The 13220-nt window shown below is 61.6% G+C and carries 15 protein-coding genes; 13 read left to right on the forward strand and 2 right to left on the reverse strand.

The features are described 5' to 3' along the window. Positions 1-10 precede the first annotated feature (10 nt). Genes ACP7AP_RS09250 through ACP7AP_RS09260 form a run of 3 tightly spaced genes read left to right on the forward strand, consistent with a single transcriptional unit; the run spans position 11 to position 2723 of the window. Entirely contained in the window at positions 11-877 is an 867-nt protein-coding gene (locus ACP7AP_RS09250) for an ABC transporter permease (RefSeq protein ID WP_426033920.1), read from the forward strand. Beyond that, positions 874-1656, forward strand: a complete 783-nt coding sequence (locus tag ACP7AP_RS09255) for an ABC transporter permease (RefSeq protein ID WP_426033921.1) — start codon at positions 874-876, stop codon at positions 1654-1656. The genes ACP7AP_RS09250 and ACP7AP_RS09255 overlap by 4 nt, the downstream gene beginning before the upstream one ends. Then, entirely contained in the window at positions 1656-2723 is a 1068-nt protein-coding gene (locus ACP7AP_RS09260) for an ABC transporter ATP-binding protein (RefSeq protein ID WP_426033922.1), read from the forward strand. The genes ACP7AP_RS09255 and ACP7AP_RS09260 overlap by 1 nt, the downstream gene beginning before the upstream one ends. A gap of 10 nt (positions 2724-2733) precedes the next feature. On the opposite strand, the gene ACP7AP_RS09265 is transcribed toward ACP7AP_RS09260, so the two are convergent. Then, positions 2734-3837: an AbrB family transcriptional regulator gene (locus ACP7AP_RS09265; RefSeq protein WP_426033923.1), complete on the reverse strand. Its 1104-nt coding sequence runs from the start codon at positions 3835-3837 to the stop codon at positions 2734-2736. Between the two features lie 117 nt (positions 3838-3954). Here ACP7AP_RS09265 and ACP7AP_RS09270 point away from each other — a divergent pair, with 117 nt between their 5' ends. The 10 genes from ACP7AP_RS09270 to ACP7AP_RS09315 all read left to right on the forward strand — a co-directional run bounded on the left by ACP7AP_RS09270 (position 3955) and on the right by ACP7AP_RS09315 (position 12470). After that, entirely contained in the window at positions 3955-4272 is a 318-nt protein-coding gene (locus ACP7AP_RS09270; RefSeq protein ID WP_426033924.1) for an acylphosphatase, read from the forward strand. Positions 4273-4403: 131 nt separating this feature from the next. Beyond that, a complete protein-coding gene (locus ACP7AP_RS09275) occupies positions 4404-5015 on the forward strand; it encodes a Rieske 2Fe-2S domain-containing protein (RefSeq protein WP_426033925.1) in 612 nt (203 codons plus the stop codon). Continuing rightward, entirely contained in the window at positions 5012-5854 is an 843-nt protein-coding gene (locus ACP7AP_RS09280) for an aromatic ring-hydroxylating dioxygenase subunit alpha (RefSeq protein WP_426033926.1), read from the forward strand. Before ACP7AP_RS09275 ends, ACP7AP_RS09280 begins: the two co-directional genes overlap by 4 nt. Then, positions 5851-6117, forward strand: coding sequence for a glutathione S-transferase N-terminal domain-containing protein (locus ACP7AP_RS09285; RefSeq protein WP_426033927.1), 267 nt, complete (start codon positions 5851-5853; stop codon positions 6115-6117). Before ACP7AP_RS09280 ends, ACP7AP_RS09285 begins: the two co-directional genes overlap by 4 nt. A 9-nt stretch (positions 6118-6126) precedes the next feature. Further along, the gene (locus ACP7AP_RS09290; RefSeq protein WP_426033928.1) at positions 6127-6519 is read left to right on the forward strand and encodes a glutathione S-transferase C-terminal domain-containing protein; all 393 of its coding nucleotides are present in this window, start codon (positions 6127-6129) and stop codon (positions 6517-6519) included. Beyond that, positions 6516-7874, forward strand: coding sequence for an amidohydrolase (locus ACP7AP_RS09295; RefSeq protein ID WP_426033929.1), 1359 nt, complete (start codon positions 6516-6518; stop codon positions 7872-7874). The genes ACP7AP_RS09290 and ACP7AP_RS09295 overlap by 4 nt, the downstream gene beginning before the upstream one ends. A 16-nt stretch (positions 7875-7890) precedes the next feature. Then, a complete protein-coding gene (locus ACP7AP_RS09300; RefSeq protein WP_426033930.1) occupies positions 7891-8982 on the forward strand; it encodes a BMP family ABC transporter substrate-binding protein in 1092 nt (363 codons plus the stop codon). Positions 8983-8986: 4 nt separating this feature from the next. Next, positions 8987-10495: an ABC transporter ATP-binding protein gene (locus tag ACP7AP_RS09305; RefSeq protein ID WP_426033931.1), complete on the forward strand. Its 1509-nt coding sequence runs from the start codon at positions 8987-8989 to the stop codon at positions 10493-10495. Beyond that, a complete protein-coding gene (locus ACP7AP_RS09310) occupies positions 10492-11562 on the forward strand; it encodes an ABC transporter permease (protein ID WP_426033932.1) in 1071 nt (356 codons plus the stop codon). The genes ACP7AP_RS09305 and ACP7AP_RS09310 overlap by 4 nt, the downstream gene beginning before the upstream one ends. Next, on the forward strand, positions 11559-12470 hold the full coding sequence (locus ACP7AP_RS09315) for an ABC transporter permease (protein ID WP_426033933.1): 912 nt from the start codon (positions 11559-11561) through the stop codon (positions 12468-12470). The genes ACP7AP_RS09310 and ACP7AP_RS09315 overlap by 4 nt, the downstream gene beginning before the upstream one ends. Positions 12471-12560: 90 nt before the next feature. Here ACP7AP_RS09315 and ACP7AP_RS09320 read toward each other — a convergent pair whose 3' ends face one another. Next, complete coding sequence (locus ACP7AP_RS09320; RefSeq protein WP_426033934.1) at positions 12561-13175, reverse strand: exonuclease domain-containing protein; 615 nt, start codon at positions 13173-13175, stop codon at positions 12561-12563. Positions 13176-13220: the final 45 nt, after the last annotated feature.

The raw sequence follows: 13220 nt of genomic DNA on the forward strand, positions 1-13220 counted from the left end.
GGATCATAGCATGAGAAGTTCTCGCCTTTGGCGCGCCCTGCCGTGGAACGGCTTGGGGGTGTTGCCATTTCTGCTGTTCGCGCTGCTGTTTTTGCTGCTGCCCACCGCGAATATCGTGGCGGGGGCGTTTGTTGATGACAGCGGCGCCTTCACGTTGCAAAACATTTTCAATCTGGCGACGCCAGAGATTATCAATGCGTTCTGGCTGTCGATCCGGCTGAGCTTTGCCTCGGCGCTGATCGGCTGCGCTTTGGGCTTTGCGATTGCCTTGGCGGTGGTTTTGGGCGGTTTGCCCAGCTGGATACGCGGCATTGTGATGACGTTTTCGGGCGTGACTTCGAACTTCGCCGGCGTGCCTTTGGCTTTTGCCTATGTGGCGACCTTGGGTCGGGTGGGGTTTGTGACGCTGCTGCTGCGCGACTGGTTTGGGGTGAATATCTACGCTTTGGGCTTCAACATGATCAGCTTCTGGGGGCTGGTCGCGGCCTATGTGTTCTTCCAGATCCCGCTGATGGTGCTGATCATTACCCCGGCGATTGACGGGTTGAAGCGCGAGTGGCGCGAGGCGGCAGAGGTTTTGGGCGCAACTGGCGGCCAATATTGGCGGATGGTGGCTTTGCCTGTGCTGGGGCCGTCGCTGCTAGGGACGCTAGCGCTGTTGTTCGCCAATGCGTTTGGTGCGGTGGCGACGGCGATTGCCTTGACGGGGTCGCTGTTGTCGATTGCACCCATCCTGCTGTTCAACCAAATCCGCGGCGATGTGCTGCAAGACCCGCATCTTGGCTATGCCTTGGCGTTTGCGATGATCGTGATTACCGGGATTTCCAACGGCGTCTATGTGGTGATGCGCAGCCGCGCCGAAAGGTGGATCAAATGAAGCGTATCCTGTCTTGGGCCGCGATTGCGGTCGGTGTGGTGTATTTCTTCCTGCCACTGGTCGGGATGCTGGAATTCTCATTGAAGATGCGGCGGGGCGAGTATTCGCTGGACGCCTACCGTTCGGTGATGGGCGATCCGCAGTTTCAGGCGACGTTTGGTTATTCGGTGCTGATGGCATGTCTGACGATTGTGTTCGGCGTGCTGGTGGTGGTGCCGACGGTGTTCTGGGTGCGGCTGAAACTGCCGCGTCTGCGCCCGTTCATGGAGTTCATCACCCTGCTGCCCTTGGTCATTCCGCCGATTGTGATCGTGTTCGGCTATATCCGTTTGTTCAACACCTCCAGTTGGTTGCCGCTGACGGGGACGACTTTGGGCACCGATTTTCTGCTGATGTGCGGCTATGCGGTGCTGGCGCTGCCCTATATGTATCGCGCGGTTGACACCGGGCTTGCGGCGATTGATCTGCGCACGCTGACCGAAACTGCGCAGAGCCTAGGGGCGGGCTGGATCACCGTGTTGGTTAAGGTGATCTTGCCGAATGTGCTGGTGGCAGTGCTGTCGGGGGCGTTTTTGACCTTTGCCATTGTGATCGGCGAATATGTCTTTGCGGCCTTGCTGGACCGGCCTGCGTTTGGGCCTTATCTGGTCTGGGCGGGGGGCAATAAAGCCTATGAACCTGCGGCTTTGGCCGTGATCACTTTCGCGCTGACCTGGGCCTGCATGATGTTGATCCAACTGGTCACCAAATTTTCCAAACACACAAGGATGCAGCACTGATGGCGTATCTGGACCTTTCGGCGCTGCAAAAATCCTTTGACGCGAACCAAGTGGTGAAATCGTTTGATCTGGGGGTGGCGAAGGGGGAGTTTGTCTCGCTGCTTGGCCCATCTGGCTGCGGCAAGACCACGGTGCTGCGGATGGTGGCGGGATTTGAAACTCCAACGGTTGGCGCAATCAAGATTGACGGCGAGGATGTGACGCATCTGCGGCCCAATCAGCGCAACATCGGCATGGTGTTTCAGGCTTACGCTTTGTTTCCGAACCTGACGGTGGCGCAGAATGTGGGCTTTGGCTTGAAGATTGCCGGGGTTTCTAGCGTCGAGATCACCGCGCGGGTGGCTGAAATGCTGGCGCTGATCGGTCTGCCAGAGATGGGCGCGCGCTATCCGTTTCAGCTATCGGGTGGGCAGCAGCAGCGGGTGGCTTTGGCCCGCGCGCTGGCGCCGAGGCCACGGGTGTTGTTGCTGGATGAGCCGCTGTCGGCGCTGGATGCGAAGATCCGGGTCAGTCTGCGGGCGGAAATTCGCGATATTCAGCGCAAGCTGGGCATCACCACGATTTTTGTGACGCATGATCAGGAAGAAGCCCTGTCGATGTCAGACCGGGTGGTGGTGATGAACGGCGGGCGGGCGGAACAGGTGGGTGCACCGTTTGAGATTTATAACCATCCGAAAACTCGGTTTGTGGCGCAGTTTGTTGGCACGTTGAACACGTTGGACGCCGTTGTGACGGATGCAGCGCAGGGTGAGGTGATGGTGCAGGGTCAGCCGTTGCGCCTGCCACAAGCGATTACAGCGGCGCAGGGCGCGACGGTCGGCTTGGCTTTGCGCCCCGAAGTGGTGCATCTGGAGGCTGATGCCGCGCAGATCAGCCGGGGCGATTTCGCACTGCCCGCACGGATTGCGGCGGTGCAGTTTCTGGGGGCTGTGATCCGCGTCAAGGCGGAGACGGCGGCGGGGGCGATCTCGCTTGATCTGTTCAACCGTCCTGATGCGCCACCACCGCCTGTTGGGGCCGAGGTGGCTTTACGGTTTCGCGGGCAGGATGTGATCGTGCTGGCCTGAGATTGGGGGCTTAAAACCCCTTGGGCCGCGACAGCCAGCGCGCCAGCATTGGGCCAAGCAGCAGCACCAGCAAAAACCGCGCCATATGCATCGTCATCACGAAGGCCACATCGACGGGGGTGGAGGCCGCAATGATGGCGATGGAATCCATCCCGCCGGGGCTGGTCGCCAGATAGGCGGTCAACGGGTCAATCCCGGCGAATTGCACCAAGGCGGCAGCCGCCCCGCCGCAGACCGCGATCAACGCCATGATCGAGGCGAACACCCGTGGAAATGCCCGCAAGGCATGGCCCAAAGTGGCGGGGGTAAAGCGCAGGCCAATCGCCCAGCCAATGGCGGCATAGGTCAGCGCCAGCAACCACGGCGGCAGGTAAATCTGCATCCATCCGGTTTGCGTAAGCCACATGCCCATGCCGATTGGCAGCAGGAAAGTTGCTCCGGGCAGACGCAGCCGCTGGCCTGCGAAGGCCAGAACCACGGCAAGGGCGATGGTTTGTGCGGTGCCCAACAGCGGCATCTGCGGAAACCAGATGATGCTGGGTGCAGGGCCGCCCGCCACGCCAAACAGCCGTGCCACCACGGTGGCCACGACCGCCACACAGGCGACGCGCAGGTATTGCATGAAGGCGACCAGCCGGATGTCGGCACCATAAGCACCTGATAGAAGCACCATCGCCGAGGCAGCACCCGGTGACGATCCCCAGATCGCCGTGGTGCCGGGCAGCGCACCCGAGCGTGCCAACAGCCAGCCCAGCAGCGACGAAGCCGCGATGGTGAACAGTGTCCCGGCCAGTACAATGGGCCATTGGGCGGCGGCCTCGGCCATCATCGCAATCGGCAGGATCGTCGCCACCATCAGCCCGACCACACCTTGTGCCGCCGTCATCGCGGGGCCGGGCAGGGTGATGCTAAACCCACGCAAGGCAAGGATAATCGCCGCCATCATCGGGCCGAGCAGCAGGGCGGCGGGCAGGTGCAGCACCTCAAACCCGGTGGTGATCAGGATTGAGAGCAGGGCCAGGGCGGCCCATTGCAGCGCCTGCTGGCGGCGGTTTAAAACGGACGGGGTCTGCGACAACGGAGCGGCTTTCAGCGGGGAGTCGGAAGCAGGCATGCGTCTACCTAACGCGGGCGGCGGGGGAGGGCAATCGACGCTGGCGCTGGGTTGGCCGCTCTGGACAGCCCGAGCTTCACCTGCCAGTTTGGTACGAACCCCAAGCTTGAGGTCGCGATGGATCACCCTGTCATGCCCGATCACGCCGCCGATCCCCGGACGGAGCAAAGCCAAAGCTTTGCCGTTCTGGGTGATGTGGGGGCGCCGATTTTCGCTGCTTGGATTGCGCGTCATGCCCGCCGCCTTGGCCTGCGCGGGGCGATTCTAAGCCACGATGCGGGGCGGGTTGAGCTGGTGGTGACCGGCCTGCCGGACCTGCTGGATGCGATGGCCTTGGGCTGTAGCCTTGGCCCGCAAGAGGTCTGGGTCGAGCGGATTGATCGGGCAGATGTGGTGCTGCAAAGTCTGAATGAATTTGCTTCGATAGCTGATTAACTTATGATCATATGCGGGGAAGATGCTGAAATTTGCGGCATCTGCTGCGGCGGCTTTGCGCGCGACAGGCTTTCAGCCTTTTGATTCTCGCGCGGGGCGGCAAGGTTCGGTTGGGGATTGCGGGGATTATGATGTCGGGGATCTGGGTGGCCATTGGCTTGTCGCAGGATTTGCCGCTGGGCGTGGTGACGGCGGGCCGGTGGCAGGGGGCGGAGCTGGCGATCTGGCGCGCAGGCTCTGGGCGGCTGTCGGCGTGGAATGACCGCTGCCCGCATCGCGGTATGCGGCTGTCGCATGGCTTTGTGCGCGGGGAGACGTTGTCTTGCATTTATCACGGCTGGACCTATGGCAGCGACGGCGCGTGCCGCAAAATCCCGGCGCATCCGGCGATGGTGCCGCCAGCCGCGATCCAGGCCGAGGTTTACGCCTGCGTTGAGGCGGATGGTGTGATTTGGGTGGCACCTGCCGCGAGCGATGTGGCACTGCCCGACCTGAGCGGGCTGAAGCCTGTGCGCTCGATCACCGTGCAGGCCAACGCTATCGCTCTGGCCCGGGCTTTACCGGGGTTTGTGGCGCAGGACACGGTTTGGCGGGGGGAAGTGGCGGGTGCTGCGGTGGCCTTGGTGCTGCAAGATCGCGATGCGACGCTTAGGCTGCACGCGCTGGGCGCGGGCGACCGGGTGGCGGTGTCGCGCTGGCTGGATGGCCTGCGGCGCTTGGTGGAAGAAGGAGCTTTGGTATGATTCCGCAGCCGGTTTTGAACGAATGGTATCCGGTCGCGATGACCGCGCTTGTAGGGCCATGGCCGGGGCGGCAAACGCAGCTTCTGGGCAGCGATATCAACGTGTTCTTTGAGGGGGATGCGATTGTGGTGCGTGGGGCTGCGGGCGATCTGGCGGTATGCTTGGCGTATGGCCATGTCTGGGCCTGCCCGGGCACGCCCGCGCATAAGTTGTTCCCGATCCCCGAGGCAGATCAACCGGGGCGTCGGCTGGTCGATTGCGGCGTGGTGCGGGTGAAATGCTCACCTTTGCGGGCGGTGGAGAATTTCCTTGATATCGCCCACTTCCCCTTTGTGCATACCGATGTTCTTGGGGCCGAACCGCATACCGAAGTCGGTCGCTACGAGGTGCAAATCCGCGAGGACAGCGACGAAGTTTGGGCGACCAAGGTGCATTTCTACCAACCGCAGGCCGCGAAATCGGCGGCGGGCGGTATTGTGACGGAATATATGTATCGGGTGGCGGCACCTACGGCGGCTGTGCTGTATAAGACCTGTCCGAATAACCCGGATGAATGGGACGTGATCGGGATTTTCGTGCAGCCCTTGACCGAGGAGCTGTGTAAGGTTTGGCCTTGGATGGCGCTGTTTGATGACACCACGCCGCAGGCCGATCTGATCCAGTTTCAGCAAATGATCTTCCTGCAAGACCGCTCGATCTTGGAAAACCAGATCCCCCGGCTGTTGCCCTTGGACCCCGGAAAAGAGATCCCGACGCAGGCGGATATGACCTCGATTGCCTATCGGCGCTGGTTGAAACGCAAGGGGCTGACCTACGGTGCGCAGATGGTGGCGGCATGAAGCTGTATGATTACGTGCTTTCCGCCAGTTGCTACAAAGTGCGGCTGATGGCGGCGCTGATGGCGGTGAAGCTGGACGTTGAGGCGGTGGATTTTCATCCGGGGCGGGCGCATAAATCTACAGATTTTCGGGCGATAAATCCAGCCGGAACGCTGCCTGTGCTGGTCGATGGCGATCTGGTTTTCACGGAAAGCACCGCGATGCTGGTTTATCTCGCGCAAGTTTCAAAGGCGGGCGCGTGGCTGGGCGTGGGCCCCGCTTAAACCGCAAAAGTGCAGCAATGGCTGGCGTTCTCGGCGCGGCTTGGGGCCAGTTTGGGTATGGCGCGGTTGCATGATATGCTGCTGTATCCCGGCGATATTGACGCGTTTCGGAGGGCAGGGGTGGAGTGTCTGCGCGAGTTGGAATCCCAGCTGACCGAAGCGCGGTTCGCGGGGCGGATTTTCCTGACAGGCGACGCCCCCACCATTGCCGACATCGCCTGCTTTCCCAACGTGGCGCTTGCGCCGGATGGCGGCGTGACGCTCGGCGATTATCCCTCAATACGCCTCTGGTCCCGCGCCATCCGCGCGGTGCCGGGGTTTATCGAGATGCCGGGGATTCACCGCCTGCATGAGTTGAAACCCGCCCCCGAAGCCGTGCCGCCACTGGAGCCGCTGCTATGAGCACCCTGCTGAAAAACTGCGCCGCGATTGTGCCTTCGGCCTCTGATCTGGTGCTCGCGGGGCAGGATATGCTGATCGACGGCAAGCAGATCACAGCCATCGGGCCGAACCTGACTGCCCCCGATGCAGAGGTGATTGATGCCTCGGGCTGGTTCATTTACCCAGGCTTGATCAACACCCATCACCATTTCTTTCAATGCTTTGTGCGCAACCGTGCCGATCTGGATTGGACGAAACTGTCGGTGCTCGAATGGCTGGACTTGATCTATCCGATCTTCTCGCGGCTGACCGAGGATCAGTTTTACCACTCCTCGGTGGTGGCTTTGGCCGAACTGATCAAACACGGCTGCACCACGGCGTTTGACCACCAATACAACTTCCCCAAGCATGCCGGGTCGCGCATCGTGGATCGGCAGTTTGAGGCCGCCGATCTTCTGGGCATCCGCTTTCATGCCGGACGTGGCGGCAATACCCTGCCGAAATCCGAAGGCAGCACCATTCCCGATGAAATGCTGGAGACCACCGATCAATTCATCGGCGATTGCGAGCGGCTGATTGATAGCTACCATGACCCCGCGCCGTTCAGTATGCGCCAAGTCGCGGTGGCCCCCTGCCAGCCGGTGAATTGCTATCAGGACACGTTTGAGCAATCCGTCCGCCTCGCCCGCGATAAAGGCGTATTGCTGCACACCCATGTCGGCGAAGGTGAAAGCCCGGTGATCGAGGCGCGGACGGGGCGCAGAACGGTGCAATACCTTGACGAGATGGGGTTTTCCGGCCCCGACACTTGGTATGCGCATTGCTGGGAGTTGACGCATGGCGAGTTGGCGCAGATGGCCGCTGCCCGAACCGGCGTGTCGCATTGCCCGGAACCCGTCTATCTGGTGGGGGCCGAAGTCACCGATATTCCGGCGATGCAGGCCTTGGGTTTGCGGATTGGTTTGGGCTGCGATGGGGCTGCATCGAACGACAATTCCAACCTGATGCACACCGTCCATTCCGCCTATATGCTGCAATGCTTGGTCGCCAATACCCGCAAACATCCCGTGCCGGACCCCTCTGCCTTCCTGCACTACGCGACCACCGGCGGCGCGGATTTACTGGGCCGTAAAGACCTTGGCCGCCTTGCCCCCGGCATGGCCGCTGATCTGTTTGCCATCGACACCCGCCGTCTGGAATTCGTCGACACCCGCCATGATCCGGCCAGCCTGATCCCCAAGGTGGGGGTCGGTCGCCCGGTCGATATGACCATGATCAACGGCCGCATCGTCTGGCGCGACGGCCAGTTTCCCGGCCTTGATGAGTCCGACCTGTTCGCAAAAGCCGAAACCTCGCTTCACCGCATCATGACTTGATCCCAAAGGAAACCCGATGACCCAAACCCGCCGCTCTTTCCTCAAATCCAGCCTCGCCGCCAGCACCGCTTTGGCGCTGCCGATCCCGGCCTTCGCGCAAGATGGCGTGCTGAACGTCGCTCTGATCGTGCCCTCGCCCGCCGCTGATGTCGGCTGGTCGCACACGCTGGAGCTTGGCACCAAGGCGCTGGAGGCCGAATATGGTGACAAGATCAAGGTCACGCTGCTGGAGAACATCGCCGAAGGCCCCGATGGCGACCGCATCATGAACAAGACCGTGGCAGATGGTAACAGCTTCCTGATCCTCGGCTCGTTTGGCTATATGAACGGCGGGCTGAAGCTGGCCAAGGCGCACCCGGAAGTGTCGATCCTGCACGCTTCGGGCTATCAGACCGCGCCGAACTTCTCGCCATTTGGGGCGCGCTACTATCAGGGCACCTACCTGATGGGGATGGCGGCGGCGTCGCTGTCGAAGTCGAAGAAACTGGGCTGCGTGGGGGCCTTTGCGATCCCCGAACTGATCACCTCGATCAATGCGTTTACCTTGGGCGCGCAGTCGGTCGATCCGACGATGGAGGTCTCGGTGGTCTGGGTGAACTCTTGGTTCGATCCGGCGTCAGAGCAGGAAGCCGCCAAGGCGCTGCTGTCGCAGGGCTGCGATGTGGTATTTTCCAACGCGCAGGACACGCCGTCGGTGGTGGCTGCGTGTGAAGAAGCCGGGGCCTATGTGTTCAACCTGAACTCGTCGATGAAGACCTATGCGCCGAAGAAATATCTTGGCGTGGTTGGCACCGATTGGGCACCGTTCTTTAAGGCGAGTGTGGCGGCGCATCTTGCGGGGACGTTTGCGGGCGCTTCGGCGTGGCTGGGGATGGCGGATAAGTGTGTGTTCGTCGCAGATTGGAACCCCGACATTACGCCCGATATGGTCGCGAAGATTGAGACGGTGCATGCCACCTTGCTGGACGGCAGTTTCAGCCCCTTCACCGGGCCGCTGACCAACCAGGACGGGGCCGAGGCCGTGGCTGCTGGTGTGACCTTGGGCGATGATGCGATCTTGTCGATGGATTGGCATGTCAAAGGCGTCACCACGCCATTGCCGAAATAACCCGATGACCGCGCTGTTGTCTTTGCAAGCCGTATCAAAGCGTTATGGCGCGGTGCAAGCCAATGCCGGGATTGATCTGGTGGTCGATCCCGGTTCCATCCATGCGATTTTGGGCGAGAATGGCGCGGGGAAATCCACGCTGATGAAGCTGATTTATGGCGTGGAATCGCCCGACTCTGGCGTGATCTTATGGAAGGGTCAGCCGGCGAACCTTGCCAGCCCCGCCGAGGCGCGGGCCGTGGGGATTGGCATGGTATTCCAGCATTTCTCGCTGTTTGAAACCCTGTCGGTGGTGCAAAACATCGCGCTGATCGTGCCGGGGCGGAAGGCCGATCTGGCCCGCCGCATCCGGGCTTTGGGCGATGAATTTGGCCTGAATGTTGACCCCGAAGCGATGGTGCATGCGCTGTCGGTGGGCGAGCGGCAACGGGTGGAGATTATCCGCTGTCTGCTGCTGAACCCCGAACTGCTGATCCTCGATGAGCCTACTTCGGTGCTGCCGCCACAAAGTGTTGCGCGGTTGTTTGAGACTTTGCGGGCGTTGCAGGCGCGCGGCATGGCGATCTTGTTCATCAGCCATAAGCTGGAAGAAATCAAAGAGTTGTGCGACACTGCAACGATCCTGCGGGGCGGGAAAGTTACAGGTCGCGTTGACCCGCGTGCCCATTCCGCCAAGGATTTGGCCACCCTGATGATCGGTCGCGCCATGCCGCCGCCTTTGCCCGCAACGGTGCAAGCTGTGGGCGAGGTGCGGCTGAAACTCAGCGGTTTGGACTATGTGAACGACGATCCGTTTGGCGTCTCGCTGTCGGATGTTTCCCTGCGGGTTCATAGCGGTGAGATCGTCGGCATCGCCGGGATTTCCGGCAATGGTCAGCAGGAACTGGCGGCACTGATCTCGGGCGAGGTGGTGCAGCCGGGCGACAGTATCCGCATGTTGGGTCATGCCGTGGGGGCTGTGGGCGTGGATGCGCGGCGTCGGATGGGCTTTGCTTTCGTGCCAGAGGAACGCTTGGGGCGCGGGGCAGTGCCGGAAATGTCTTTGGCCGACAATGCCTTGCTGACCGCACATGGCGCGGGCCTTGTTGTGCGTGGCTTCATCCTTCGCAAACCAGAGCGCGCCTATACCGCCACCTGCATTGCCCGCTATGACGTGCGCACCCCCGGCCCGGAAGCCGAAGCGGGGGCGCTGTCGGGCGGCAATCTGCAAAAATTCATCATGGGCCGCGAGATGATGCTTGAGCCGAAATTGCTGCTGGTGTCGCAGCCGACTTGGGGCGTTGACATTGGGGCTGCCACCGATATCCGGCAACGCTTGGTGGCGATGCGCAACGCGGGGGCGGCGATCTTGGTGATTTCCGAGGAGTTGGAGGAGTTGTTCCAGATCTGCGACCGCCTGCATGTGCTGCACAAGGGCCATCTGTCGCCGTCTCTGCCAACCGCTGCGACCAATGCTGAGGAGGTCGGCACCTATATGATCGGCGCGGGGAAATCGCCCGAGGGGACGGCATGAGGATCAGCTTCATCCGCCGTGAGCGCGCCTCGCGGATGGCGATGCTGGTGGCCCCCGTCGCGGCCTTTGTCTGCGCGATTGTCGCCTCGGTGGTGCTGTTCACCTTGTTGGGAAAGGCCCCCGGTCAGGCTTTGTATTCGCTGCTGCTGGAGCCGTTCCTGACATGGTATAACTTTTCCGAAGTGCTGCTGAAAATGGCCCCTTTGCTGCTGATCGCCCAAGGTCTTGCCATCGGCTTTCGCGCCAATGTGTTCAACATTGGGGCCGAGGGCCAGCTGATCATCGGTGCGATTGCGGCCTCGGCTTTGCCCGTGTGGTATCCGCAGGGGGACTCAGCGTTCATGCTGCCCGCGATGCTGGCGATGGGGGCTGTGGCCGGGATGGCTTGGGCCGGGATCGCGGCGCTGTTTCGCACGCGGTTCAATGCCAATGAAATTCTGGTGACGCTGATGCTGTCACTGATCGCGGCACAGGTGCTGAACTTCCTGCTGCTCGGGCCGTGGAAAGACCCGCATGGCTTTAACTTTCCGCAAAGCGTGATGTTCCCGGATGCCGCCTTGCTGCCGATCCTGCTGCCCGGCACGCGGGTGAATATCTCGCTGTTGATCGCGCTGGTGGCCAGTGCGTTGGCCTACATATTGATGCGCCACCGCTTTGCCGGGTTTCAACTGCTGGTCGGAGGCTTAGCGCCCCGCGCCGCCCGCTATGCCGGGTTCAGCGAAGCCCGTGCGATCTGGCTCAGTCTGCTGCTGGGGGGGGTGGCGGCGGGCCTTGCCGGAGCGGCGGAAGTGGCAGGGCCTTTGGGCCAGTTGCAACGCTCGGTCTCGACCGGATACGGCTATTCAGCGATCATCGTGGCGTATCTCGGCGGGTTGAACCCATGGGGCATCGTGATTTCGGCCTTTGTGATGTCGGTGATCTATATCGGCGGCGATAATGCGATGGTGTCGGCGGATCTGCCGATCGCTGCGGTTTGGGTGTTCCAGGGCCTGCTGCTGTGCTTCTACCTTGCGGGGCTGACCTTCATCCGCCACAAAATCAGCTTCACCCGCAAGGGTATGCCATGAACGCGGTTGATTTCATTCTGGCTGGCATGCTGGCCGCCGCGACGCCGATGCTGTTGGCGGCGCTGGGCGAGATGGTGGTGGAGCGGTCTGGCGTGCTGAACCTTGGGCTTGAGGGCATGATGGCTTTGGGCGCGGCTTTGGGGTTTATCACCACCTATACCACTCAAAGCCATGCCTTGGGCTTTCTGGCCGCAGGCTTGGGCGGCGCGGCGCTGTCGCTGTTGTTCGCGCTGATCGTGCTGGGGTTTGTCGCCAATCAGGTGGCGGCGGGGCTGGCGATCGGGATTCTGGGCACCGGGCTGTCAGCGCTGTTTGGCAAAAGCTTTGAAAGCTTGACGATCAGCGGATTGCCGAAACTGGCGCTGCCGTTACTGTCCGATCTGCCCGTGGTGGGGGCGCTGTTCGTGCAGGATATCGTCGTTTGGCTGACGCTGGCTTTAGCCTTGGTGATCTGGGCCATAATGAACCACTCCAAACTCGGCCTGATCCTCCGCGCTGTTGGCGAGAATCCCCATGCCGCCCGCGCGATAGGCTTTCGCGTGCTGAGGGTCCGCTGTGCGGCGATTGGCTTTGGCGGCGCACTTGCGGGGATTGCCGGGGCCTATGCCTCCACGGTTTACACACCGCTTTGGGCCGATGGCATGATCGCCGGACGTGGTTGGATTGCGCTGGCGCTGGTGGTGTTTGGCACTTGGCAAACCGGGCGGGTGGTGTTCGGTGCCTTCCTGTTTGGCGCTTTGTCTTTGGGCGAGCTGACCACCCAAGCGGCGGGCGTCAACATCCCGTCGCAGCTGTTGGCCTGCGTGCCCTATATCGTGACGATCCTGATGCTGGCGGTGATTTCCTCGAACCGTCGCCGAATGCGGCTGAACACCATTGCCTCACTGGGGCAGCCGTTTGAGAAATAGCGCGGCTTGAGGCGGTGGCTTGCTTGACCAGGCTGGGGGTTTCACACCCCCAGACCCCCGTGGAGTATTTCCGCCAAGATGAAACAAATTTTATTCAAATGGTTCGTAATAGGCGGTAGCGGAGTGCCATTCTCGCGGCGGTTTCGCGCCCTGTTTGGCGAGGATTTCGACAAAGCTGTGCCCGGTTTTTTCTTCGGCGCAGAGCACGACTTGGGCTGCGGCGCGGGCATCCTCGCCGGCATCGTGGTGCTGAAACTGCAACGACAACGCCTGTTTCAGATGGCCAAGCCCATGCCCGCCATTGCCCTTGAACTCGGGCCAAGCGCGCCGCGCGATGGTGACGCTGTCGACCCAGTGCAGGTCGGGCACCTCCAGCCCATGCCAGCCGCAAGCCGCCGCCACCGCGCGCTGATCAAAGCTGGAGTGTTGCACAATCGGCTGCCGCGCCATCAGCGGGGCGAGGGCGGCGATCACTTCGGGGAATTGCGGGGCATCGCGGCAAGCCTTTGCGTCAATGCCATGCAACTGGGTGTTGAAATCCGAGAATGGCTCGGCGGGATCGACCAGCAGGCTGAAAGTGTCAATCTGGCCCCAGTCATCGACGCAGGCCAACCCGACCTGACAGATGCTATGCGCGTTGCGATTGGCGGTTTCGACATCGAAGGCGATGAAGCGATAGGGCGGGCGCAGATCGTCGGGGATCATCGCCGTGGCCTTGGATAGATCACAACGCGCCCCCAGTTTCGACAT

The organism is Cypionkella sp. TWP1-2-1b2, assembly GCF_049896245.1.
Classification (GTDB): domain Bacteria; phylum Pseudomonadota; class Alphaproteobacteria; order Rhodobacterales; family Rhodobacteraceae; genus Cypionkella.